This is a genomic window from Parafrankia soli (assembly GCF_001854695.1).
Lineage (GTDB): Bacteria > Actinomycetota > Actinomycetes > Frankiales > Frankiaceae > Parafrankia > Parafrankia soli.
Window position 1 is genome coordinate 1 of the sequence record NZ_MAXA01000191.1, and the last position, 23,449, is coordinate 23,449.

The 23,449-nt window shown below is 72.2% G+C and carries 19 protein-coding genes and 2 pseudogenes; 6 read left to right on the forward strand and 15 right to left on the reverse strand.

Annotated features, from left to right (window positions below; genetic code table 11):
• The 10 genes and pseudogenes from BBK14_RS15095 to BBK14_RS15140 form a co-directional block, all read right to left on the reverse strand.
• A pseudogene (locus tag BBK14_RS15095) lies at positions 1 to 239 on the reverse strand (acyl-CoA dehydrogenase family protein); the annotation flags it as partial.
• Between the two features lie 2 nt (positions 240 to 241).
• Complete coding sequence (locus tag BBK14_RS15100) at positions 242 to 1,339, reverse strand: acyl-CoA dehydrogenase family protein (protein WP_071063052.1); 1,098 nt, start codon at positions 1,337 to 1,339, stop codon at positions 242 to 244.
• Positions 1,336 to 1,746, reverse strand: a complete 411-nt coding sequence (locus BBK14_RS15105; protein ID WP_071063054.1) for a nuclear transport factor 2 family protein — start codon at positions 1,744 to 1,746, stop codon at positions 1,336 to 1,338. The genes BBK14_RS15100 and BBK14_RS15105 overlap by 4 nt, the downstream gene beginning before the upstream one ends.
• Entirely contained in the window at positions 1,736 to 2,944 is a 1,209-nt protein-coding gene (locus tag BBK14_RS15110) for a metal-dependent hydrolase family protein (protein WP_071063057.1), read from the reverse strand. Before BBK14_RS15110 ends, BBK14_RS15105 begins: the two co-directional genes overlap by 11 nt.
• A gap of 1 nt (position 2,945) precedes the next feature.
• Positions 2,946 to 3,269 (reverse strand): hypothetical protein, encoded by a 324-nt coding sequence (locus BBK14_RS15115; RefSeq protein WP_020461807.1) that lies wholly within the window; start codon positions 3,267 to 3,269, stop codon positions 2,946 to 2,948.
• Positions 3,253 to 4,524, reverse strand: coding sequence for an aromatic ring-hydroxylating oxygenase subunit alpha (locus BBK14_RS15120; RefSeq protein WP_071063059.1), 1,272 nt, complete (start codon positions 4,522 to 4,524; stop codon positions 3,253 to 3,255). The genes BBK14_RS15115 and BBK14_RS15120 overlap by 17 nt, the downstream gene beginning before the upstream one ends.
• 609 nt (positions 4,525 to 5,133) lie before the next feature.
• Positions 5,134 to 5,994: an NAD(P)-dependent oxidoreductase gene (locus tag BBK14_RS15125; RefSeq protein WP_071063061.1), complete on the reverse strand. Its 861-nt coding sequence runs from the start codon at positions 5,992 to 5,994 to the stop codon at positions 5,134 to 5,136.
• The gene (locus BBK14_RS15130) at positions 5,991 to 6,374 is read right to left on the reverse strand and encodes a carboxymuconolactone decarboxylase family protein (RefSeq protein ID WP_020461804.1); all 384 of its coding nucleotides are present in this window, start codon (positions 6,372 to 6,374) and stop codon (positions 5,991 to 5,993) included. Before BBK14_RS15130 ends, BBK14_RS15125 begins: the two co-directional genes overlap by 4 nt.
• A gap of 15 nt (positions 6,375 to 6,389) precedes the next feature.
• Entirely contained in the window at positions 6,390 to 7,811 is a 1,422-nt protein-coding gene (locus BBK14_RS15135; protein WP_071063064.1) for an aldehyde dehydrogenase family protein, read from the reverse strand.
• 54 nt (positions 7,812 to 7,865) lie between these two features.
• Positions 7,866 to 9,005: an acyl-CoA dehydrogenase family protein gene (locus BBK14_RS15140; RefSeq protein WP_071063066.1), complete on the reverse strand. Its 1,140-nt coding sequence runs from the start codon at positions 9,003 to 9,005 to the stop codon at positions 7,866 to 7,868.
• 959 nt (positions 9,006 to 9,964) lie between these two features.
• On the opposite strand from BBK14_RS15140, the gene BBK14_RS15145 reads away from it, so the two are divergent.
• Together BBK14_RS15145 and BBK14_RS15150 are read left to right on the forward strand one after the other, a co-directional pair.
• Positions 9,965 to 10,708, forward strand: a complete 744-nt coding sequence (locus BBK14_RS15145; protein WP_071063147.1) for a CoA transferase subunit A — start codon at positions 9,965 to 9,967, stop codon at positions 10,706 to 10,708.
• A 1-nt stretch (position 10,709) separates the two neighbouring features.
• Complete coding sequence (locus BBK14_RS15150) at positions 10,710 to 11,357, forward strand: CoA transferase subunit B (protein ID WP_071063068.1); 648 nt, start codon at positions 10,710 to 10,712, stop codon at positions 11,355 to 11,357.
• A gap of 160 nt (positions 11,358 to 11,517) precedes the next feature.
• Here BBK14_RS15150 and BBK14_RS15155 read toward each other — a convergent pair whose 3' ends face one another.
• Complete coding sequence (locus BBK14_RS15155; protein ID WP_071063070.1) at positions 11,518 to 11,859, reverse strand: MerR family transcriptional regulator; 342 nt, start codon at positions 11,857 to 11,859, stop codon at positions 11,518 to 11,520.
• A 150-nt stretch (positions 11,860 to 12,009) separates the two neighbouring features.
• On the opposite strand from BBK14_RS15155, the gene BBK14_RS15160 reads away from it, so the two are divergent.
• Positions 12,010 to 12,888: an LLM class F420-dependent oxidoreductase gene (locus tag BBK14_RS15160; protein WP_071063072.1), complete on the forward strand. Its 879-nt coding sequence runs from the start codon at positions 12,010 to 12,012 to the stop codon at positions 12,886 to 12,888.
• 104 nt (positions 12,889 to 12,992) lie between these two features.
• Positions 12,993 to 13,217, forward strand: a pseudogene (locus tag BBK14_RS40120) (amidohydrolase family protein); the annotation flags it as partial.
• Between the two features lie 262 nt (positions 13,218 to 13,479).
• Here BBK14_RS40120 and BBK14_RS15170 read toward each other — a convergent pair.
• On the reverse strand, positions 13,480 to 14,601 hold the full coding sequence (locus BBK14_RS15170; RefSeq protein WP_071063076.1) for a glycoside hydrolase family 43 protein: 1,122 nt from the start codon (positions 14,599 to 14,601) through the stop codon (positions 13,480 to 13,482).
• Between the two features lie 497 nt (positions 14,602 to 15,098).
• Between BBK14_RS15170 and BBK14_RS15175 the strand changes: the two genes are divergently transcribed.
• A complete protein-coding gene (locus BBK14_RS15175) occupies positions 15,099 to 16,493 on the forward strand; it encodes a lamin tail domain-containing protein (RefSeq protein ID WP_198541295.1) in 1,395 nt (464 codons plus the stop codon).
• Between the two features lie 40 nt (positions 16,494 to 16,533).
• On the opposite strand, the gene BBK14_RS15180 is transcribed toward BBK14_RS15175, so the two are convergent.
• The 3 genes from BBK14_RS15180 to BBK14_RS15190 all read right to left on the reverse strand — a co-directional run bounded on the left by BBK14_RS15180 (position 16,534) and on the right by BBK14_RS15190 (position 19,576).
• Positions 16,534 to 17,823, reverse strand: a complete 1,290-nt coding sequence (locus tag BBK14_RS15180) for a sensor domain-containing phosphodiesterase (RefSeq protein ID WP_071063078.1) — start codon at positions 17,821 to 17,823, stop codon at positions 16,534 to 16,536.
• Positions 17,824 to 17,921: 98 nt separating this feature from the next.
• Positions 17,922 to 19,166, reverse strand: coding sequence for a pentapeptide repeat-containing protein (locus BBK14_RS41310; protein ID WP_083390969.1), 1,245 nt, complete (start codon positions 19,164 to 19,166; stop codon positions 17,922 to 17,924).
• A 23-nt stretch (positions 19,167 to 19,189) separates the two neighbouring features.
• Positions 19,190 to 19,576 carry a VOC family protein gene (locus tag BBK14_RS15190; RefSeq protein WP_071063080.1) on the reverse strand — a complete coding sequence of 129 codons (387 nt, stop codon included), beginning with the start codon at positions 19,574 to 19,576 and terminating at the stop codon, positions 19,190 to 19,192.
• Positions 19,577 to 19,840: 264 nt separating this feature from the next.
• Between BBK14_RS15190 and BBK14_RS15195 the strand changes: the two genes are divergently transcribed.
• Complete coding sequence (locus BBK14_RS15195; protein WP_071063082.1) at positions 19,841 to 23,425, forward strand: bifunctional proline dehydrogenase/L-glutamate gamma-semialdehyde dehydrogenase; 3,585 nt, start codon at positions 19,841 to 19,843, stop codon at positions 23,423 to 23,425.
• Positions 23,426 to 23,449: the final 24 nt, after the last annotated feature.

Genomic DNA, 23,449 nt, shown 5'->3' on the forward strand with positions numbered 1-23,449 from the left:
GGGAGGGTGCCACCGAGGGGTTGTCCGGTGGCGTGCAGGAGGACGTCGTTGAGGATGGGGGCGTGTGCGCCGGTTTCGCCGAGGAGGGTGAACACGACGGGGATGGCGGTGTCGGGTTCCTCGGTGAGGAGTTCGGGCCAGCCGAGGTCGGTGAGGGCGGTGTCGAGGGCGGCGCCGGTGGTGCCGGTCATGGCCTTGCGGAAGGTCTCGGTGAGGAGTTCGCGTTCGGCGGCGTCCATGGTTATTCCTTGCCGAGGTCGAGGAGTCGGCGGGCGATGATGTTCCGCTGGATCTCGGCGGTTCCGCCGTAGATGGTGGCGGCGCGGGAGTAGAGGTACTCGGAGCGCCAGCGGGTGTCGGTGAGTTCGATGGTGCCCGGGAGCAGGTCGCGGGCGGTGTCGTACAGGCGTTGCTCGGCGGTGGCGAGCAGCACCTTGTCGATCGACGTCTCCGGGCCTATCCGCCCGCCCTCGCCGAGACGGCGCTGGGTGGCGTGGGAGCGGCAGCGGATGGTGTGCAGCGCCAGGTAGGCCGCACCCAGATCCGCGTCGTCCGTGCTGTCCCTGCTGGTCGTCTCGTCCAGCAGGCGCTCGAGCCGTTCGTAGAGGAACGCGATCCGGTGCCAGAAGCAGGTGGAGCGCTCGTGGGGGAGCAGGTCCATCGCGAGCTGCCAGCCGTCGCCGGGCTTTCCGAGCATGCGGTCGCCGGGGACGACGACGTCGTCGAAGAACACCTCGGCGAACTCGTCGATGCCGTGCATGGTGCGCAGCGGGCGGACGGTGATGCCGGGGGTGTCCATGTCGACGAAGAACGCCGTGATCCCGCCGTGGCCCGGCGCGGTGCGGGTGAGCAGCACGCAGCGCTGGGAGTACTGGGCCAGGCTCGTCCAGACCTTCTGCCCGTTGACCACCCAGTCGTCGCCGCGGGGCTCCGCCCGGGTGGACAGCGACGCCAGGTCACTGCCCGACCCCGGCTCGGAGAACCCCTGGCACCACTGCTCGGCGCCGGACAGCAGCAGCGGCACCATCTCGGCCGCCAGCGCCGGGGGCGCGTACGAGATCATGGTCGGTGCCAGGACCTCGATCATCGAGTAGATGCCGGGCTCGGCGAGGTCCCGGGACGCGACCTCCTCGCCGAGCACGGCGCGCAGCACCGCCGGGCCGCCGAGGCCGCCGACCTCGGCGGGCCAGCCGTGACGCATCCAGCCCGCCTCGTACAGAGCTCGGCGCACCCGCGCGAGCTGGGCCACCTGCCCGTCAAGGGAGTGGTCGGGCCCCGGGGTCAGGTCGTTCTCGGCCAGCCAGGCCTGCACGTCCGACCGGAACTCCGCGATGTTCACGGGGTCGGTTCGTAGGCGTGCGGCCGCCCCGAGTCGTGCGCCCCGCTGCGCCGGATGAAGGTCATCTTGCGCGTGCGCAGCCGCCAGCCGTCCGGCGTGCGGCGGTAGGTGTCCGAGTAGTACCCGATCCGCATGTCGTGCTTCGAGTGCTCGATGAAGCACAGCGGCTGTGTTCCGGTCGCCTCGTCGCCGTCGATCTCGACGAGCGCCGTCCCGGTCAGGAACAGGCCCTTCGGCGCGGCCGCGACCATCTTCGGGAACAGGTCGAGGGTGAACACGTCACCGAAGGCGCTGTAGGTGCCGTCCGGAGTGAAGACCGAGAGCAGCCCCTCGACGTCACCCTGGGTGATGGTCACGGCGTACTTGGCCAGCATCTGCTGGATCGCGACGACGTCGTCAGTGGACAAAGGTCTTGCCGCCCTTCATCACGAATTTCACGTTCTGCAGCGTGCTGATGTCCCGCAGCGGATCTCCGGCGACGGCGATGACGTCGGCCAGCAGGCCCTCGGCGAGCCGGCCCCGGTCCGTGACGGCCAGCAGCTCGGCCCCGGTGGTGGTCGCCGCCCGGATCGCGCCGAGCGGGGTCATGCCGCGTTCGACCAGGGTCACCAGCTCGATCGCGTTCCTGCCGTGCGGGATCGCCGGGGCGTCGGTACCGACAGCGATCTTAACTCCGGCGGCCATCGCCTCCCGGATCGAGTTGCGGGCCCGGGGGAAGATCTGGCCCGCCTTCTCCCTCAGCTCGGGCGGCGCGTGGGAGACGTCCATGCCCTCGGTCAGGGCCTGGGTCGCCACGAGGAACGTCCCGTGCTTGACCATGAGCTCGATCGCCTCGTCGTCGATGAGGAAACCGTGCTCGATGCAGTCGATACCCGCCTCGACGGCCGAGCGCACCGCCTGGGCGCCGTGGGTGTGCGCGGCGACCCGCAGGCCGTGGCGGTGCGCCTCGTCGACGATCGCGCGCAGCTCCTCGTCGGAGTAGTGCTGCGCCCCGGGCAGGCCGGTGTGCGACATGACCCCACCCGACGCGCACACCTTGATCAGCTGGGCGCCGTGCTTGATCTGGTAGCGCACCGCCCTGCGCACCTCGGCGACGCCGTTGGCGATGCCCTCCTCGACCGTCAGGTCGAGGACGTGCGGGGCGAACGCGCCGAACATCGTCGGGTCGAGGTGGCCGCCGGTCGGGGTGATCGCGTGCCCGGCCGGCACGATCCGCGGGCCGTCGACCCAGCCGGCGTCGATCGCCTTCATCAGCGCGACGTCCAGCAGGTAACCGCCGGTCTTGCAGAACAGGCCGAGGTTGCGGACGGTGGTGAACCCCGCCCGCAACGTCCGGCGGGCGTTGCCGACGGCGCGCAGCATCCGCAGCGGGGGGTCGTCCCGGACGGGAGAGGTCACGGCATGCTCGCCGCGGCCGCCCATCAGCAGGTTGACCTCCATGTCCATGAGGCCGGGCAGGAGGACCAGATCGCCGAGGTCGATGATCTCGCCCTCCGGCGAGCCACCGACACCGACGATCCGGTCTCCGTCGATCTGGAGGATGCCGGGCCTGACGACCTCACCGAGGTCGACGTCGACAAGCCCGGCAGCCCTGATCGTGAGCACGTCAGACGACGGGCTCGACGATCACATCCAGGTAGGCCGCGCCGCTGTCGGGGACGCGGGGCTGCTTCCAGACCTCGACCGGGAAGGACACCATGACCAGGGACTGCATCAGGTGCATCAGGGTGCGGGCGTCCTCGGGCAGGTCGTCGATCGGGAACTTGTCGCAGTAGGCGATCGCGTCCTCGAGGAGCGGGAAGGCGACGTCGTAGAACTCCTGCATCTCGTCCATCGTGGACGCGAGGCGGCGGGCGTAGCGCTCGGGCTCGGTGGCCAGGTCCCAGGCCAGGTACGGCTCGAGGGCGGCGAACTCAGACGGCAGCGGCATCGCTGAACTCCTTCACGCGGTCGGCAACGGTCTTGTGCAGGTGCCGGAGCAGGATTTCCTGGTCGCACAGGGGGAACTCGGTGACCGTACGGGTACCGATCATCGTCTGGGTGGCCTCGAGGGTGTTGGCGTCCTGGAGCGCGTACTCCTTGAACGTCACCGCCGCCAGCTCCTGGGCCAGTCGCTCGCGGGCGTTCTTCGGCGGGGCGAAGTAGAGGCTCGCCTCGAACGTGTGCTTGTTCACCGCGGTCGGCCAGTAGTGGTACGTCAGGTACCAGCCCGGCTTCCAGAACAGCAGYGTGAAGTTGGGGAAGATCTCGAACGAGTCGGTGCCCCAGGACTTGTGCTTCACGGGGTTGATCCCGGTCGGGAGCTTCTCGACCTCAAGGCCGTCGATCTCGGGCGTGTCCCAGGGGCCGAACAGGCCGCTGCGCAGCACGCGCTCGATCGGCTTGACCATCGACGGGTCCTTCGGCGGGGCCATGCCGCCCCAGGAGGACACCATCGAGTGCGGGCTGAACAACTGGTAGTGCAGCGCCTCGAACCCGTAGCCGATGAGCTTCTCGGACTCGCCCTTGACGGCCTGCTTCTGGTGCAGGACGGGCGCGTGGTAGAACTCCGCGAAAGCGTCGATGAACAGCTTCCAGTTGGCGCCGACCTCGGCCCTGTAGGAGTAGACCTCGGTCAGCTCCGAGTACGGGTAGCCCTCGAGGCCCTTGACCATGTCACCGAGGTACTCGGTGAGGGTCTCCTGCGGGTTCAGGTTGATGAAGATGAAGCCTTCCCAGACGTCACAGGCGACCTCCTTGAKGCCGAACTGCTTCTTGTCCAGGTCGAAGAACTCGCCCTCCTGCTGGACGAAGGTCAGCTCGCCGGTGAGGTCGTAACGCCAGGCGTGGTACTTGCAGATGAACTGCCGGCAGCTGCCGGCGGTCTCCTCACCCGGGAAGTCGTTCCACACCAGCTTGTTGCCGCGGTGCCGGCACACGTTGTGGAACGCGCGCACCTTGCCGTCGCCACCCTTGACGATGATCAGCGACGTCCCGGCGGCGGGCAGCTCCTTGGTGAAGTAGCTGCCGGTGCGGGGCAGGCGCTCGACCCGGCCCACGTTCAGCCAGGTGCGCTTGAAGATCGCCTCGCGCTCCTGCTCGTAGAACGCCGGGTCGATCGAGTCGTTGTAGTCGACGGGCGCGGTGCCGAGCTCGGGATAGTTCTCGGTCCAGCTCCCCGCCGGGGGCTTGCTGAAGTGGGGCACAGGTCTACCTCTCGTTTGCGAGCGCCATGCCGATGGTGGTGCGGGCGATGATGTTGCGCGCGATGGCAGGCGCGCAACAGTCGCCGACGGTGCCGACCGGACCGTCACTCAGCCGGACCGTTACTCGGCCGGATCCGTCACTCGGCGTCCGTCGAGGCGTTCCAGCAGGTCCGCGGGTGGCCGGACCGGACGCGCGCGGCACCGTCCCGTCCCTCGGCCCGGCTGGCCGGCCGGGTCGGGGCGTCGACGGGGTGGTGACACGCATGATCGTCCGGTCTCTCCTCGTCCCTGTGAGAACTGCGTTCTCCATGTCGATAATTAGATTTCCATGGAGAGGCTTCCGCGTCAACGTCACCGAGCGCAATCGTGACAACGGGTGCCCAAGGCGGGACGCAGGGGCGCACCTCCCGCCGACCGGCAGTTCTCTGGAGCCGAGAAGTCGACTTCCTCACTTGGAGAGGAGGATGCCACATCCTGCCCCGAACGGCGGCCTTCGGGCGTGACAGCAACGCGCCCGCGCCGCGGCCGCGGGGTGCGGTCGCGACACAGGCGCGGGGCAGGTGCTGGGTCGAGGGTGAGCGGCGGCTCAGAAGTCCCGGACGAACAGGTTCAGGAGCCCTGGACGAACGGGTAGATCCGGGTGAAGTCGACGCCCGGCTCGGCCGCGGCGAACTCCTCCCACACCGACGACGTGACCGTGCCCAGCGACGTCGGCCCGTCCAGCTCGCGCACCTCCTGGAGATAGAGGCGCAGGTCCTTCGCCATCAGCGAGTTCGCGAAGCCGGCCGAGTAGCGCTCGGTGAGCACCTGCCGGGGGAACTTCTCGGCGGTGGCGTTGTTCTGCCCGCTCGCCGTGTTCAGCACATCGAGCATCGTGCCCATGTCGAGGCCGGCCGAGGTGCCGAACGCGACCGCCTCGCTGGTCGCGGCGAGCGCGACGGCGGCCAGGAAGTTGTTGGCCAGCTTGAGGGCCTGGGCGAGGCCGGGCCGGTCACCGACCCGGCGCCGACGGTCGCTCAGCGCGGCCAGCACGGGCTCCACCCGGGCGCAGGCGTCGTCCGTGCCCGCGTACATCACCGTCAGGGTGCGGGCACGGGCGCCCGTGACACCGCCGGAGACCGGCGCGTCCACGTAACCGATGCCGCTGGCGGCCAGCAGGTCGGTGACGCGCTGGGCCGCGCTCACCCCGATCGTCGAGGTGTCGACGACGTGGGTGAGCCTGCGGTCGGCCGTCTCGGCAAGCCCGCGGGCCACCTTCTCCGAGATCACGCCGTCGGGCAGGCTGAGCACGACCACCTCGGCGTGCCGGGCGACGGCTGCCAGGTCGTCGAGATGGGTGGTTCCCTCCGGGGCGCGCTCGGGGCCCGCTGCGTCGTGGACGACAAGGTCGAGGCCGAACTGCGCGACGTTGGCCGCGAGCGCCCCGCCCATGTTCCCGAGGCCGACGAAGCCGACACTGGGGGCCGTCATGCGTCGTCGCGTTCCGCCCGCACGGCCTTGACCGCCCGCCGGGCCGAGATCGCGGCCGGCGCGCCGCAGTACGCCGCCACCTGGAACAGCAGCTCGTCGATCTCCGCGTCGCTGACCCCGGTGCGCGACGACGAGCTCGCGTGCAGGCGGAACTCCTCCATCCGGCCCAGCGCCGCGGTCATCGCCATGACCAGCAGGCTGCGGTCCCGGGTGGACAGCACGCCCTCCCTGGTCCAGACGCCCCACGCCATCGACGTGATGTGGTCCTGGAACTGCTGGCTGGTTTCGTCGGTGTCGCCGGTCGCGCGGTCGACGTAGGCGTCGCCCAGCATGGCTCGGCGCATGGCGTAGGCGGCGCGTAGCTGCTCGGTCTGTTCCATGGGTCCTCCCGATCCTCAGTAGAGCGACAGGCTGACGGTCTTCACCCGGGCGTACTCGTGCAGGGCCTCGATGCCCTTCTCCCGGCCGTAACCGCTGGCCTTGTAGCCCCCGAACGGCGTCTCGACCGTGAGCGGGCCGCCGTTCACGGCAACCTGGCCGGCCTCGATCCGCTCCGCCAGCCGCAGGCCGCGCGCGACGTCCCCGCTCCAGACGCTGCCGACGAGGCCGTACTCGCTGTCGTTGGCGAGCGCGAGGGCCTCGTCCTCGCCCTCGAACGGCAGTGTCACCAGGACCGGGCCGAAGACCTCCTCGCGGGCCACCGGCAGGTGCGGCGCCACCCTGGCGTAGACGGTGGGCCGGATGTACAGGCCCTTCGCGCCCGGGCCGTCGGCGTAGGCGGTGCCCCCGGTGGCCGGCCGCAGCCCGGACGCCAGCGTCCGTGCGAAGAAGTCCAGCACCTTCCGGTACTGCGCCTCGGTGATGATCGGGCCGAAGTCCACGCCCGGGGTGAGCCGCTCCACCGCCGCGACCACCCGGGTGACCAGCTCGTCGTGCACGGACGCTTCGACGAGCAGCCGGGTCGTCGCCGAGCACACCTGCCCGGAGTTGGTCGCGACGGTCGAGACCGCGGCGGCGGCCGCCCGGTCCAGGTCGGCGTCCGCGAAGACCACCAGGGGAGACTTGCCGCCGAGCTCGAGGGTCGCCGGCACGAGCCGGTCGGCCGCGATCCGGGCCAGGTGCCGCCCGGTGGCGACCGAGCCGGTGAAGGTGACGCGCCCGACCCGCGGGTCGGCGGCCAGCGGGGTCCCGACTTCGGGCCCGGTTCCGGTCACGACGTTGAACAGGCCGTCCGGGAGCCCGGCCTCGCTCGCCAGCCGCGCGAGGCGGACGGTGGAGATCGACGTCAGCTCGGACGGCTTGACCACCACGGCGTTGCCCGCGGCCAGCGCCGGGGCCAGCGCCCGGCACGCCTGGTTCAGCGGCAGGTTCCACGGGGTGATCGCCGCGACGACCCCGTACGGCTCCAACCGGGTGTAGGTGTGGCTGCCCCCGCCCAGGTCGATCGTGCGCCCGTGGTGCGCGCGCACCACCCCGGCGTAGTACCGGAAGTAGGCGGCGGACTGCTCGACCTCGAACCGGAGCTGGGTGGCGATCTTGCCGGTGGCCACCCGCTCCAGCTCCATCAGCTCGGCCGCGTGCGTGTCGATGACGTCGGCGACCCGGTGGAGCAGCTCGCCGCGCTCCGCCCCCGACCGCCGCGCCCACTGTGGCTGGGCCGCCGCTGCGTCGGTGACGGCACGGTCGACGTCCACGGGGGAGCCGGCGGCGATCTCGTCACCGGGCTCGCGGGTCGAGGGGTCGAGCGTGGGCAGGTAGCTCCCGCCGGCCGGTGCCGCGGCCTTCCCGCCGATCCAGTGGTCGTGACGGACGGTCACGTCAGGTCACCTCCGGGGTGCGGCGGGCGGGCGCGGGGCGCGGCGGGCGCACCGTCACAGCCCGAGCGACTTCGCGATGATCGTCTTYATGATCTCGCTGGAACCGCCGTAGATCCGCCCGACCCGGGCGTCGGCCCAGGCCCGCGCCACCGGGTACTCGTTGATGTAGCCGTAGCCGCCGAAGAGCTGCAGGCAGGAGTCGATCACCCGGYCCTGCATCTCCGTGCAGAAGAGCTTGACCATCGCGGCGTCGGCCGGCGTCGCGTCGCCGGCCACGTGCGCGAGGAGCACCTGGTCCAGCAGGGCCTGGCCCGCCTCGACCTCGGTCGCGCACCCGGCCAGCACGAACTTGGTGTTCTGGAAGGTGTTGAGCGTCTTGCCGAACACCTTGCGGCCGTTGACGTAGGCGACGGTCTGTTCGACTATCGACGCGGCCGCGCCCTGGGCGTTGATCGCGATGGAGAGCCGCTCCTGCACGAGGTGCGAGGTCAGGTAGGTGAAACCCTGGCCCTCCTCGCCCAGCAGGTTCGCCGCCGGGACACGGACGTCGTCGAAGAAGATCTCGACTGCCTCCTGGATGTGCAGCCCGATCTTGTGTAGCGGGGCCCCGCGGCTGACGCCAGGAAGGTCACCGGGGATCAYCAGCAGCGACAGGCCGGCGTGGCGCTGGGTCGGGTCGGTTTTCACCGCGGTGAGGAAGAGGTCGGCGTTCAGGCCGCCGGTGATGAACGTCTTGGATCCGTTCACCACGTAGTGGTCACCCTCGCGGCGCGCGGTGGTGGTGAAACCGGCCAGGTCCGATCCCGCGCCCGGCTCGGTCAGCGCCAGCGCGGCGACCAGCTCGCCGCTGGCCAGGCCCGGCAGCCACCGAGTCTTCTGCTCCTCGTTGCCGTGGTCGACGAAGTACGGGACGGAGATGTCCGCGTGGATGCGCAGGGGGCCCAGCGCGTAGCCGCCCCGGGCGGCCTCCTCGGTGACGACGKCGTTGAACAGGAAGTCCGCCCCGCCGCCGCCGTACTCCTCCGGGATCCCGAGCCCGAGGATTCCAACGTCCCCCGCCTTGTTGTAGAAGTCGCGCGGCGGTAGGCCGGCTTCCTCCCACTCGCGGTAGTGCGCCCCGATCTCCTTTTCGAAGAAGGTGCGGACGGCTGCCCGAAAAGCGTCGTGCTCGGGACCGTAGACCGTGCGTCGCATCCGGTCGCCCCTCTCCGGCCGAGGCGGGGTGTCCCGCCGACGTCGTCGTCTGAGTCACGGGCTCCGCGCATGACGGGCCCGTCGGGTTTCGTGTGCCTGGTCGTGTGCGTGCTGGATATCGCGTGCGTGTCGGATATCGGTTTCGTGCGCCGGGGACCGGCCGGCCCGAGGACGGGCAGACCATGTTCAGGAGGAGACGGAGGTGGGCCGCCGCGCCCCGGAGCGGCCGGCGGACCCGTGACCGGGACGCCGTCGGTCGACGTGGTGACGGGTCGACCACACTGCCCCGCCAAGCGCCGCCGACCGTGGGAATGCCATCGATCCCACGGGCTCCGGTCGCCTCCAGGCCACCTCGGACGCGTCAGTCGCAGCCGAACCGCCTCGGCGGGATCGCCGGGAACGGGTCGCCTCGAACTGCATCGCCTCGAACTGGGGTGGTCCCGGGAGTTCGCGCGCGGCCACACGCGGCGCGAGACCGGGCCTTAACGTACCTTCGCTGCCCGGACGCAGTCCAGTGGGCGGCGGCGCCCGTCCTGTCTGGTACGTACCGCGAACAGCCGCGATGGCCGACCGATGGCGGACCGGTGACGGAAGGTGCCAGTCCGGGTACGTGGGCGTCGCGGAGGCAGTCGGGAAGATCTTCCGGACCCGTTCGGGTGAGCGTGTCCTCGGCCCAGTGAGTCTCTGCTAACGTGAACCGTCGGCCAACGTGATCAGTTGCGTGCACGTGAACCGTCGTGTGTCGGGTGGCGTGCATGCCGTCTCCCTGACCGCGCTCGCGGGTGTCGTGGCGCATCCGACACCGCGGGTTCCACCACCAGCCCCACCGGCGCGGCCGGTGGCCGCCCGGCTCGAGGGCGGTCGCGGGCGGGGCCGTCACACTGATTGAACGCTGTGACCTGTTGTTACCTGCTGGACGGACGAGACCGTCGCCGGTGCGGGAGTGAGGGGTGGACAGGTTGGACAAGGTGGTTCCGAGCGCGGAGCTCGCCGTGGCGGACATCCCCGACGGGGCCTCGCTGGCGGTGGGCGGATTCGGGCTCTGTGGCATCCCGAGTGGCCTCATCCGCGCGTTGCTCGCCGCCGGCCCCAAGGACCTCGAGACGGTCAGCAACAACTGCGGCGTGGACGACTGGGGCCTCGGCCTGCTGCTGCGGGCGGGGCGGATCCGGCGCACCACCGGCTCCTACGTCGGGGAGAACAAGGAGTTCGAGCGTCAGTTCCTCTCCGGTGAGCTCGAGGTCGAGCTCGTTCCGCAGGGCACCCTGGCCGAGCGGCTGCGCGCCGGCGGCGCCGGCATCCCGGCCTTCTACACCCCCGCGGGCGTCGGGACCCAGGTGGCCGAGGGCGGCCTGCCGTGGCTGTACGACGGCTCCGGCGGCATCGCGGTCGCCTCGCCGCCCAAGGAGACCCGGATCTTCGACGACCGGACCTACGTCCTCGAACGCGGCATAGTCTGCGACTTCGCCCTGGTCCATGCCTGGAAGGGCGACCGGCACGGCAACCTGGTCTACCGGGCGAGCGCCGCCAACTTCAACCCGCTGTGCGCGACGGCCGGGCGGGTCACCATCGCCGAGGTCGAGGAACTGGTCGAGCCCGGCGAGCTCGACCCGGCCCAGGTGCACACCCCGGGGATCTTCGTCCAGCGGGTCGTGCACGCGCCCGACACGGAGAAGCGGATCGAGAAGCGGACGGTGAGCTGAGATGGCCCTGACTCGTACCGAGCTCGCGGCCCGGGTCGCCCGCGAGCTCGAGAGCGGACAGTACGTGAACCTCGGTATCGGCCTGCCGACCCTGGTTCCGAACTATCTGCCCGACGGCGTGACCGTGGTCCTGCACAGCGAGAACGGCATCCTCGGCGTCGGCCCCTACCCGGCGGACGCCGCCGTCGACCCCGACCTGATCAACGCCGGCAAGGAGACCGTCACCGTCCTGCCCGGGGCGGCCTTCTTCGACTCGGCCACATCGTTCGGGATGATCCGCGGCGGTCATGTCGACGTCGCGGTGCTCGGGGCGATGCAGGTCTCCCGGGTCGGCGACCTGGCGAACTGGATGATCCCCGGCAAGATGGTCAAGGGCATGGGCGGCGCGATGGACCTCGTGCACGGCGCCCGGCACGTGATCGTGATGATGGAGCACGTCGCCCGCGACGGCAGTCACAAGATCCTCGACGAGTGCACGCTGCCGCTGACCGGCCGCGCCTGCGCTCAGCGGATCATCACCGACCTCGCGGTCATCGACGTCGTGCCCGGCGGCGTCCTGGCTCTGCGCGAGACCGCGCCCGGCGTGACCGTCGACGACGTCCGCGCCGCCACCGGCACCGAGCTCACCGTGGACCTGATCGCCGTCTAACCGGGCAGGTCACAGGCTCCGGTCACGGACTCCGTCCCGTGGCCGCCCGGATTCGCCCGGCGGCCGTCCTCAAGGCCAGGTGGCTGTGCCACCCGCGCACCCACCTGGCCGGATGGTTCTTCGCCGACCTCGGCTGAGGCGCGCATGGGTGCCGGCTGCCTCATCCGGCGAGCATCTTCGCGATCAGCTGGCGCGCGTGGTCCAGCCGGGTGATCTGCTCCTCCACCCGGGACAGCTCGCCGCGCAGCGTGGCGGAGAGCTCGGCACACGGGATGACTCGTGGTGTCGCGTCGACCGTACAGGGCAGCACCTGGCGGATCGTGGTGACCGACAACCCCGCGGCGAGCAGCGCGCGGATCCGGGCGACGGTCTGCACGGCGGAGTCGGGGAACTCCCGGTAGCCGTTCGAGCCCCGGCCGGCGGTGAGCAGACCGTTGTTCTCGTAGTGGCGCAGTGACCGGATGCTCGCGCCGGTGTGTTCGGCCAGCTCCCCGATCAGCATCCAGCCCGCCTCCTGCCCGTGACGGCGACGTCGTCTCCGACAGGCATATCGCCTCTGACAGGGGTTGAGCCTGCCGAACGTTGACCCTGACGAATGTTGACCCTGACGAATGTTGACCCTGACACTGATGTCAGACTTTACGTTACCCGCATGAACCTGGGCATCTTCACCGCGGTCACCGACGAACAGATCAGGCCGGCCCTGCTGGCGCGGGCGGTCGAGGAACGCGGTTTCGAGTCGTTGTTCGTCGCCGAGCACTCCCACATCCCGGTACGCAGGGAGACACCGCATCCCGAATCCGGCGACATACCGCGCGACTACTACCGCAATCTCGACCCGTTCGTCAGCCTTACCGCCGCCGCAACCGCCACTGTTCGTCTTCGGCTGGGCACGGCCGTGGCGCTGCTGGTGCAACGCGACCCGATCCTGCTCGCCAAGGAGTCCGCCAGTCTCGACCTGGTCAGCGACGGCCGCTTCGAGCTGGGCGTGGGTGCCGGCTGGCTGCGCGAGGAGATGCGCAACCACGGCACCGACCCGGCGACGAGGGTCGCGCTGCTACGGGAACGGCTCGCCGCGGTCAAAGAACTGTGGACGCGGGAGCAGGCGGAGTTCCATGGGCGTTTCGTCGACTTCGATCCGGTCTTCCAGTGGCCCAAGCCCGTGCAGCGCCCTCATCCGCCGGTATGGATCGGGGGGTGGGGGCCCACGACCTTTGACCGGATCGTGGCCGGTGGTGACGGGTGGCTCGCTCCCGCGGTCCCGGTCGACGAGCTGGCACGAGGTCTCGCGGAACTACAGGAGGTCGCGGCCACGGCCGAGGTGCGGACACCGCCGGTGGTCGCGACTCTGCTGCAACCCGACGAGGCCGCGATCGAAAAGACCGCCACGCTCGGCGTTCGCCGCATTCTGTTCGGTCTGCTCCCGCTCACCGACGCGAACACGACCCTACGCACCCTTGATCGTCTCGGTGCTCTGGCCGAGAGGGTCCGCGCGTCGGTCGATGTGAGCCTTGGCTGCCCCTCTCCCTAGCCTCGGGCTTTCATGCCGTCTGTCCGTGCTGCCGCTGCACGACGTCGACCAGAACAGGGCCTGGTGCCAGGTCGTCGCGCTCGCTCTCGACCTGGTCGCCTGGACCCAGCTTCCACAACGAGTACTGGGACCCGGTCTGGACGGCGTGCTGCGACACCGGGACGGTGCTGTCGATCCACCTCGGGTCCTCGGGCCGGCTGTCGATCCCGGCGGTCGACTCGCCGCCCGACGTCATGATGACGTTGCAGCCGATGAACATCCAGTCGGCTGCCGCCGACCTGCTGCCTTCACGCGCCTGCAGTCCCGCATCCCGGCCGATCCCGAGCCTGTCCGATGGCCCGTTGCCGACGTGCTGCCGGCGGCGGCGCGGTCACTGCTGACCGCGCTGGAGTCGCATCCGCAGACGAGGCTGATCGTGATCGGTGGCGCCGGAAGCCTGGAGGTGCGCCCCGGGCTCCATCTGGTCGACGTCGAGGGCTTCGCCGAGTGTCTGCCCGAAACGCTCGGCGTCCCGTCGGAGACCGGGGACGGTCCGCCCACGGCTTCCGCGCGGCGCGGCTACGACTGTGGCCCGCGATCAGCGGGCCAGGGTCAGCGGGCCAGGACGACGCGGCCGAGCTGGAAGCCGGGCCGTCCGGGCAGCGCGAGGGCGCCGGACGGGGCGAGCGGCGAGAGGACGAGCTGCCGGTCGGCGTGCGGCCAGTCCGCCGGCTCCCGTCGGTTCCAGGTGTGGAACGCCAGCCACCAGGTTCCGTCAGCCGCGCGGAAGGGCTCCGCTCCACCTGGGCCGACTCCGGCGGTGCCGGTGCGTAGCAGCGGGTCCGGCCGTGGCGTGCAGGGGCCGAGCGGGCCGGCGCAGTCCGCGGAGCCGGTCGCGTATTCGGGGCTGTGCCAGTCCCCGGCGGAATAGAGCAGCTCGTAGTGGTCGCCACGGGCCAGCATCGCCGGGCCTTCGACAACGCCGTGCTGCCATCCGAGGGTGGGCGTGAGCAGGCGGACCGGGGCGTCGAGCAGGGTGCCCCCGTCGGGGGAGAGGCGCTGCGCCCAGATCGCCGGGGTGGTGCCGGGCAGGATGCCCTCGCTCTTCCAGGTGAGGTAGCGGTCGGCGCCCACGGTGTACGGGCTCGGGTCGATGCTGCCGCCCTCGGACTCCTGGCAGATCAGCGGCGCGGCCGAGGTGTCGGCGAACGGGCCGGTCGGGCTGGCCGCGTGGGCCGTCGAGACACACTGGTGCCCGGTGGCGGCGACCCGGGTGGCGTAGTAGAGCACATACCCGTCGTCGACCCTGGCGACCGCGGGCGCCCAGGTGGTGAAGCCGGTGTCCTGCGCCCAGCCGGGCAGCCGCGGCAGCGCGTCGCCGGCCCGCGTCCAGGTTCGTAGCTCCGGATCGGTGCTGACGAGCACGGGGATGTTGGCGCCGTCCGCGTTGGTCCCGTAGGCGTAGCTGGTGGCGTCGGCGGCGAGCACGTAGGGGTCGGCGAGGTTCGATCCCCGGACGGCGACCACGCCGCGTTCGTCCGCCGGCGAGCCGGGCGATGAGCCGTCCGAGGGAGCGCCACCGGAACCACCCGGCGTGCCGCTCGCGCCACTCGTGCCGGTGCTCGGGACCGAGGCGGCGGACGGCGCCTGGGCGGAACCGCCCCGCGCGGCGATCGGTGCGGTGACCAGCACGGCGACGACCGCTCCGACGGCGATCAGGGCGCCGGCGGCCACGGCGGCCCGTCGCGGCGGTCGACCGCGCCGCCGCGTCGGCGGATCCGTCGGGGGGAGCGCCGGAGGCGGCGGGTGGGGCGCCGTGCCGGGACGGGGTTCGGCCGAAGTCGGCACGGCGGGCATCCTCCTGAGAACGGCGGGGGCAAAGCGGTACAGGACGGCGGGACGGCGGCGAAGCGAGCTGCGCGATGGCGGAGTGGCCGGGTGGCGGAGTGGCCGGATGGCGGGCCGGTCCGGCGTCGTCCGCAGTCTTGATGCCGTTGATGTGGGCCTCATGTGAGCCGCCAGGCGCTCGGATCCGGGCGCCAGCGCCGGCAGCGCTCACGGCGGACGTGGAACGTGCCTCAGCCGGCACGTCCACCCACGGATGGTGGCCATCTGTGTTGCCTGTGTTGTTGGTTGGGTGTTCAGCTTCCGGTCGACCGTGTGCTGAAGGCTTCGCCGGGGCGCGATTTCGCCGCTCTCCGTTGGTCACCCTGGGAGAAGGAGCCACTGCGTTGCGTTGGAATTTGCGTGGGAGGGGGCGGCTCGCTGTCGCCGCCGCCCTGGCCATGGTCGCGCTCGCCCTGTTCGGCGTGCCGACGGCGATGGCCGGGCCGACCGACGTGCGGATCAACGAGATCGAGTCGAACGGCGGTTCGCCGGGTGACTGGGTGGAGCTGGTGAACACCGGTACGGCCGCGGTGAACATCTCGGGTTGGGTGGTCAAGGACAACAACAACTCGCACGTGTTCACGGTCGCCTCAGGCACCTCGGTGGCCGCCGGCGGACGCGTGGTGCTCGACGTGGATCCGGTGTTCGGCCTGGGCAGCGCCGACTCGGTGCGGCTGTACCAGCCGGGCGGGACGACGCTGGTGGACTCGTACACCTGGACCTCGCATGCCACGACGACCTATGGGCGGTGCCCGGACGGCAGCGGCGCGTTCACCACGACCAGTGTGTCGACCCGGGGCGCCGCCAACTCCTGTTCAGGCGGCGGTACGGCCGCGGCGTGGCCCGGTGGCACCGCGGTCACCGTCGCCGACGCCGCGAACGCGTTCGGCACCAACCTGAGCGGGCTGTCCTTTCAGAGCGCCAGCGTGCTCTGGGCGGTGAAGAACGGCCCCGGCGCGCTCTACCGGCTCGTGCCCAGCGGCGCGACGTGGATTCCCGACACCTCCGGCGGCTGGACGTCCGGGAAGGCGCTGCACTACGCCAACGGGACCGGCGACCTCGACGCGGAAGGCGTGGTCGTCACCCCCGACGGCGTGATGGTCGCCACCGAACGCGACAACAACGGCAGCACCAGCCTGCCGAAGATCGCCCGGTTCGACGTGTCCTCCACGGCCACCGCGCTCAACGCGACCGCGGAGTGGGACCTCACCTCCGACCTGCCCGCGGTGGCGGCCAACAGCGGCCCCGAGGGCATCGCGTGGATCCCCGACTCGTTCCTCACCGCGCACGGCTTCCGGGACGAGCACACCAGCGCCGCGTACAACCCGGCCTCCTACCCCGGCCACGGCAGCGGCCTGTACTTCGTCGGCCTGGAGGCCAACGGCACGATCTACGCCTACGCCCTCGACCAGACAGGTGGCGGTTACACCCGGATCGCCACCGTGCCGAGCGGCTTTGCGGGCGTGATGGACCTCGAGTACGAGCCCAGCAGCGGCCACCTGTGGGCGGCCTGCGACGACACCTGCCAGGGCCGCACCGCGACGCTCGACGTCAACGCCCAGGGCCAGCTCGCCGTCACGGCCGTCTACGAGCGGCCCACCGGAATGGCGAACTACAACAACGAGGGATTCGCCATCGCGCCGCAGGAGACCTGCGCGTCCGGCCTGAAGCCGGTCCTGTGGTCCGACGACGCCAACGACGCCAGCCACGCGCTGCGTGCCGGAACGCTCAACTGCTGACGTCCCGCGCAATGCTGACATCCCACGCAATGCTGAGGTCCTAAGTACTGCTGACGTCCTGGGCCCCGGTGGCCGGGCGGTGGTCGGGTGGTCCCGGGCCGCCCGGCCACCGGGGCCGGTGGAAGACGGGCAGCATCGGGTCCGGGGCGCCGAGATGGTTCCCCTGGCCGTAGCCGATCCCGGTGTCGCGCACCGCGGTGAGCTCGGCGGCGGTCTCGATGCCCTCGGCGATGATCCGGCTGCCGATCTTCCCGGCGAGGTAGACCAGCGCGATGGCGGTCGCGCGGCGGACGGGATCGGTGTCGATGCCGTGGATCAGGCACCGGTCCATTTTGATTACGTCGGGGCGCAGCTGCACGAGCCGGGCGAGCCCGGCGTAGCCGGCGCCGACGTCGTCGACGGCGATCCGGGTCCCGCGGGCGCGCAGCTCCCGGGCCGCGCGCAGCACGGCCGGGTCGTCCAGGCTGCGTTCCTGCTCGGTGATCTCGACGACGAGCCGGGTCAGGTCGATGTTCGGGAGGACACCGAGCAGACCACAGGTGAGCGCGGTCGGGGAGGCGTTGACCGCCAGGCGGGCGTTGGCCGGGATGGCGGGCAGCACGCCCAGCGCCCGCCGGACGGCGGAGAGCTCCAGCTCGACGCCGAGCCCGACGCCGGCGGCCCGCGCGAACCACTGTTGGGGATCGGCCGGCGGGCCGGGAAACCGGGCGAGGGCCTCGGCCGCCACGGCCGACCCGGTGCGCAGGTCGACGACCGGCTGGAACACCAGACGCGGCCCGCCGCTGTCGAGGACCTCCCGGACGGCCCGCCAGGTCCGGCTGGAGTGCTCCCACATCCGGTGCAGATCCCGGACCGACACGCTGAGCAGGTCCGCGATCAACATCAGGATCTGGACGTGCCGTGAATCCAGGTCCGGCCGGGGAACGCGCCCGATACAGCCGACGACCCCGTAGACGCGGTCGCCGTCGCGGACGGGCGTCGCCGCGTAGGCGCGGACACCGAGCTCAGTGATGGTGGGTAGACCCGCCGTCCGGGGGTCCTCCAGCGTGTCGGGAATGATCGGCGGCAGCCGGCCGGTCAGCACCCGCCAGTAGAGCGTGCGCTCCCGCTCCTCGGGCGAGCCGAGCACGGTCGTGCCCGGGCCGACGCCGTAGGAGGCGCCGTCGCCGTTATGGGCCTGCAGGACCAGCCGGTCGCCGTCGAAGCGGCACAGCCAGCTGAGATCCATCCCCAGCTGGTTGCGCAGCACGCCGAGCAGGTGCACCACTGCCGTGTCCGGTTCCGGGACGTCCACCGGCGTCCCCAGGATCGACAGACCGCCGGCCGTCATGCGCCGTCACCTCCACCGTCAGGATCGACTCGATCCCCGCGGCGCGCACATCCACCGCGCCCGCCGCAGCGGCGGACGTCCCCCGGCCGGGCCCGGTTCTACTGCCCGGCCGGCCCTTCCGCGGTGTCCCACGACGCCGGCCGGGCCAGGCCCGCCGGCAGGTGGGTCCGCCGGTCGCCGCGCGCGGAGTCCACCTGCTTCTGGGCCAGGCCGGTGGCCGCGGTGAGGTCGGCGCCGTCCAGCCGGGCGTTGGTGAGGTTCGCCCCGGAGAGGACGGCGTCGGCGAGGATCGCCTCGTCCAGGACGGCGTTCGTGAGGTCGGCGCCGCCGAGCTGGGCGCCGGTGAGATCGGCCCGGCCCAGCTGGGCGCCGGTGAGGGTCGCCCGGAAGAGCAGGGCGCCGGCAAGGGTCGCGTCGGCGAGCCGGGCGCCGGTGAGGTCCGCGTCGACAAGCTCGGCGTCGGTGAGGTTCGCCCGGCGCAGGTCGGCGCGGGCGAGATCGGCGTCGTCCAGGCTGCCGCCGGTGAAGTCGACCCCGGCCAGCCGGGCGTCGGCCAGGGTGGCGTTGGTGAGCGTCAGGTGGGCGAGGCTGGGCGCACCGGGAAGATCTGCGTGGCTGGTGAGGCCGGTGAGCCCGGTGAGCCCGGTCAGGTCGGCGCCGGTGAGGTCCGCGGGGTGCGGGAGCCGGGCGAGGACGCCGACGGCGGCGCGGATGTCGACGGCGGGCGGCCGGGACGGCCCGCGCCGCCCGGGCCTGGCGGACGGCGCGGCGGGTGCGGCGGGTGCCGGGGCGCGCCGGGGATCGGTGCTGAGGGTGCGGACGAAGGCGGCGAGGACCTCGACGACGGCCCGCCGGTCGGCGGGGCTGTCGGCGACGATCCGTTCGAGGGCGTAGATGCCGCCCAGGCGGATCGTGTCGCTGTCCGAGCCGAGCTGGTCGATCGCCCGGGTGTAGAGCTCGCGGACGTGGGTGTTCGCGTAGGCCTGCCGCTCGCGTTCGTCGGCCGCCTCGTTCGCCCGCCGGGTCTCGGTGTTGGCCGCCCGGGTCTCGTCCAGGGCGACCAGGGCGCCGGCCACGGCGATGAGGGCCGAGGCCGCGGTCAGCAGGCCGCCCTGCAGGGCCGCCCGCGCGTCGGTGTCGCCCGGGTCCGGGTACATCCGCGGGGGGAGATGCCAGATCCCGACCGCGGCCGCCGCCGCGCCGGCCGCGGCCAGCCCGGCGACGATCCACAGCCAGCGCCGGCCCGCGGACCGTCGCGCGGCGCCGCTGGTGGCGACGCCGGCCGCGCCGCCGCAGGAGCAGGTTCCATGAGCGCCGGGGGTCACACCGGCGTTGTCGGTCATCTCCCGCCCCCGTCCTCCGGTCGCTACCCGTTGTTCCCGTAGGGGCGGGTGAGGATCTCCATCCAGTGCCCGGACGGGTCGAGGAAGTACAGGCCGCGCCCGCCGTGGTTGTGGTTGATCTCGCCCTTCTGTCGCCCCTGGGGATCGGCGTAGAAGGTGATGCCGGCCTGCCTGATCCGGGCGAACGCCGCGTCGAACTCCTCGTCCGACACCAGGAACGCGTAGTGCTGCGTGGCGATGGACTCCGCCGCGGTGGCGGCGAAGTCGAGGGCCACGCCGTTGGCCGTGACGACCGGCAGGAACCGGCCCGTCCGCGGCCCGACCTCGAGACCCAGGATGTGGGCCAGGAACCGGGCGGACTCCTCGTCGTTCCGGGCGTGGACGATCGTGTGGTTCAGCTCGACGGACATGGGTGAACGCCTCCGTGCGACACCTCGCGGCGCCTCCATCCCTCACCCGGCCGGTGACCGGAACGCGGCGCCGCAGCCAAGATCCTATGAAGCTTTCCCGTGCCGCGCCGGGTATCCCGGCAGACCCGTGGCCGCCCGGTGGGGGGCGGACGTGGACGGACCGCGCGCCGCGGGTACGACCGGTGTGTACCCCGCCGGTGGGGCCGTGTTGTCGGTGCTCGCGGCCACACTGTGAAAGACAGCCACACCGACCCGAGGACGGCGATGACCGCGGCAGTGAGCAGCAGCCCGCACGACCTGTCCGACCTGGGCGACGAGGCTGTCGCGCTGGTCCGCCGCTGGGTCGCCGAGGCGGCGTCCGAGCCGGTGGACCCGGCCGCCGCCCGGCTGGCCGCCGTCCTGCGGGAGCCGGGCGGGCTGGCGTTCACCGTGCGCTTCGTCGACGGGGTGATCCGTCCGGAGGACCCGCGGGTAGCGGCGCGCAACCTGGCCCGGCTCGCGCCGTCCGTGCCCGCCTTCCTGCCCTGGTACCTGCGTGGTGCGGTGCGGGCAGGGGGAGTGGCCGGGCCCGTGGTGCCGTGGGTCGTCGTCCCGGCCGCCCGGCGGGTGCTGCGCCGGATGGTCGGCCACCTCGTCGTCGATGCCACCGACCGCGGGCTCGGGCGGGCCATCGAGCGGCTGCGCCGGCCCGGCGTCCAGCTGAACATGAACCTGCTGGGGGAGGCCGTCCTCGGTGAGCGGGAGGCCGCGCGCCGGCTGGCGGGCACGACGGCGCTGCTCGCCCGGGACGACGTCGACCACGTGTCGATCAAGGTGTCGGCGAGCGTCGCGCCGCACGCCCCCTGGGCCTTCGAGGAGACCGTGGCGCATGTCGTGGAGACGCTGACACCGCTGTTCGAGCAGGCCACGACAGCGCGGCCGGCGGAGTCGCGGCCGGCCACGTTCGTCACGTTGGACATGGAGGAGTACCGCGACCTGGACCTGACGATCGAGGTGTTCACCACGCTGCTCGACCGGCCGGCCCTGCGGCGCCTGGCGGCCGGGATCGTCCTGCAGGCCTACCTGCCCGACGCGCTCGGCGCCCTTACCCGCCTGCAGGAGTGGAGCGCGTCCCGGCGGGCGGCCGGCGGCGCCCCGGTCACCGTACGGCTGGTGAAAGGCGCGAACCTGCCGATGGAACGGGCCGAGGCGTCCCTGCGCGGCTGGCCGCCGGCGCCGTACGACACCAAGCAGGACACCGACGCCAACTACAAACGGCTGCTGGACTACGCCCTGCATCCCGACCGGGTCGCCAACGTGCGCGTCGGGGTCGCCGGCCACAACCTGTTCGACCTGGCCTTCGCGTGGCTCCTCGCCGGCCGCCGCGGCGCCCGCGGCGGCCTCCGCTTCGAGATGCTGCTCGGGATGGCGCAGGCGCAGGCCCGGGTCGTCGCGCGGGAGGTGGGCGGCCTGCTCCTCTACACCCCGGTGGTGCGGCCGGCGGAGTTCGACGTCGCCATCGCCTACCTGGTCCGCCGGCTCGAGGAGGGCGCGAGCCGGGAGAACTTCATGTCGGCCGTGTTCGACCTCGCCACCGACGAGACGCTGTTCGCTCGTGAGGAGAAGCGGTTCCGCGCCTCGCTGGCCGACGTCGACGACACCGTCCCGTCCCCGCGCCGCACCCAGAACCGCCTGCGCGCCGCGCCTCCCATCGGCGCAGCGGGGCCGGCCGGGCCTGATGGCACAGGAGGCTTCCGGAACGCTCCGGACACCGACCCCTCCCTGGCAGCCAACCGGACGTGGGCACGGCGCGTCCTGGCCCGGGTGCCGGCGTCCACGCTGGGCGTCGACCTCGTCGCGGCCACCACGATCCGCTCGGCGGACGAGCTGGACGCGGTGCTGGCACGCGCGGTCGCCGCTGGCCCGGGTTGGGCGGCGCTGGGTGGGGCGGGCCGCGCGGCCGTTCTACGCCGGGCCGCCGAGGTGCTCGAACAGCGGCGCGGCGAGCTGGTCGAGGTCATGGCCACCGAGACCGCGAAGACCTTCGACCAGGCCGATCCGGAGGTCTCGGAGGCCGTCGACTTCGCCCGCTACTACGCCGAGCGGGGTGCCGGGCTCGACGACGTCGACGGGGCGCTGCTCGCGCCGGTGCGCCTCACCGTGGTCACGCCGCCGTGGAACTTCCCGGTCGCGATCCCCGCCGGGTCCACTCTCGCCGCCCTCGCCGCCGGCTCGCCGGTGGTGATCAAACCCGCTGGTCAGGCCCGCCGCTGCGGCGCCGTCCTGGTAAGGGCGCTGTGGGACGCCGGCATCCCCCGCGAGGTCCTCCAGCTCGTCAACGTGGACGAGGGCGATCTCGGCCGGGCGCTGGTCGGTGACCCTCGCGTCGATCGGGTCATCCTCACCGGCGCGTTCGAGACGGCGGAGCTGTTCCGGTCGTTCCGCCGCGACCTGCCGCTGCTCGCGGAGACGAGCGGCAAGAACGCGATCGTGGTGACGCCGAGCGCCGACCCAGACCTGGCCGTGCGCGACGTCGTTGCCTCCGCGTTCGGCCACGCCGGCCAGAAGTGCTCGGCGGCGTCGCTGCTCATCCTCGTCGGCTCCGCGGCGGCGTCCCGCCGGCTGCGCGACCAACTCGTCGACGCGGTCCGCTCGCTGGTCGTGGGGGAGTCGACCGAGCCGCGGACCCAGCTCGGGCCGCTCATCGAACCGGCTTCGGGCAAGCTGCTGCGCGCGCTGACCGAGCTCGGCCCGGGCGAGCGCTGGCTCGTCGAGCCGCGGCGCCTCGACGAACAGGGCCGGCTGTGGTCGCCCGGAGTGCGCGCAGGGGTGTCCCGCGGGTCGGAGTTCCACCGGACGGAGTACTTCGGCCCGGTCCTGGGGATCATGCCGGCGGCCGATCTCGCCGAGGCCGTGGAGATCCAGAACGAGGTCGACTTCGGCCTCACCGCGGGCCTGTACTCGCTCGACGCGGTGGAGCTCGACTACTGGCTGCGCCACGTCCAGGCGGGCAACCTCTACGTGAACCGCGGCATCACCGGCGCGATCGTGGGCCGCCAGCCGTTCGGCGGCTGGAAGCGCTCGGCGGTGGGCCCGGGAACCAAGACGGGCGGCCCGACCTACCTCTACGCCCTCGCCGGCTGGACCAGCAGACCCAGCTCCGCGACGGCCGAGCTCGGACCGGCCGCCCGCCGCCTGCTCGCCGCCGCCGCCGCTGCCGCCGACGGCGAGCCCAGTGACCGTGGCTCCGCTGATGGCGCTTCCACTGACGGTGCCGCGGCTGGTGGCGTGGCTGGTGGCGCGTCCGGTGGTGGCGGGGCTGGTGCGGTCGCGGATCTCGCTGGGCTGGAACGGGCGCTGCGCAGCGACGCGGCCGCCTGGGCCGGCGGGTACGGCGCCGCCCGCGAGCTCGCCGGGCTGTCCGCCGAGCGCAACATGCTGCGCTACCAGCCCGTTCCGGTCGAGATCCGCTTCGCGGGCGGCGGGATCCACCAGCTCGTCCGTGTGGTCGCGGCCGGGCTGCTGGCCGGCTCGCCGTTGCGGGTGAGCTCCGCGGTCGAGCTCCCGCGGTGGCTACGCGCGGAGCTCGCCGGGCTGGCGGTCGGTAACAGCCGCGAGTCCGACGACGAGTGGCTCGCTGACCTGGCCCGACGCCCGGCGAGCCGGGCCGGGCTGCGGGTTCGGCTGATCGGCGGGGACGCCGGCGCGCTGACGGCCGCGGTCGGTGACCGCCTGGAGATCGCCGTCCACGCGCGGCCGGTGACCGAGTCCGGGCGGCTGGAGTTGCTGCCGTTCCTGCGCGAGCAGGCGGTCAGCATCACCGCCCACCGCTTCGGTACCCCGGACGGCCTCTCCGCCGGCCTCCTCTGACAACCCGCGCCAATGCCGTGCGCT

Bases quoted from the DNA above. Each gene is read 5' to 3' on its own strand.
- BBK14_RS15195 (WP_071063082.1), top strand. From the start codon at position 19,841: ATGACCGCGGCAGTGAGCAGCAGCCCGCACGACCTGTCCGACCTGGGC.
- BBK14_RS15180 (WP_071063078.1), bottom strand. From the start codon at position 17,823: ATGACGGCCGGCGGTCTGTCGATCCTGGGGACGCCGGTGGACGTCCCG.
- BBK14_RS15160 (WP_071063072.1), top strand. From the start codon at position 12,010: ATGAACCTGGGCATCTTCACCGCGGTCACCGACGAACAGATCAGGCCG.
- BBK14_RS15115 (WP_020461807.1), bottom strand. From the start codon at position 3,269: ATGCCGCTGCCGTCTGAGTTCGCCGCCCTCGAGCCGTACCTGGCCTGG.
- BBK14_RS15190 (WP_071063080.1), bottom strand. From the start codon at position 19,576: ATGTCCGTCGAGCTGAACCACACGATCGTCCACGCCCGGAACGACGAG.
- BBK14_RS15155 (WP_071063070.1), bottom strand. From the start codon at position 11,859: ATGCTGATCGGGGAGCTGGCCGAACACACCGGCGCGAGCATCCGGTCA.
- BBK14_RS15125 (WP_071063061.1), bottom strand. From the start codon at position 5,994: ATGACGGCCCCCAGTGTCGGCTTCGTCGGCCTCGGGAACATGGGCGGG.
- BBK14_RS41310 (WP_083390969.1), bottom strand. From the start codon at position 19,166: ATGACCGACAACGCCGGTGTGACCCCCGGCGCTCATGGAACCTGCTCC.
- BBK14_RS15130 (WP_020461804.1), bottom strand. From the start codon at position 6,374: ATGGAACAGACCGAGCAGCTACGCGCCGCCTACGCCATGCGCCGAGCC.
- BBK14_RS15150 (WP_071063068.1), top strand. From the start codon at position 10,710: ATGGCCCTGACTCGTACCGAGCTCGCGGCCCGGGTCGCCCGCGAGCTC.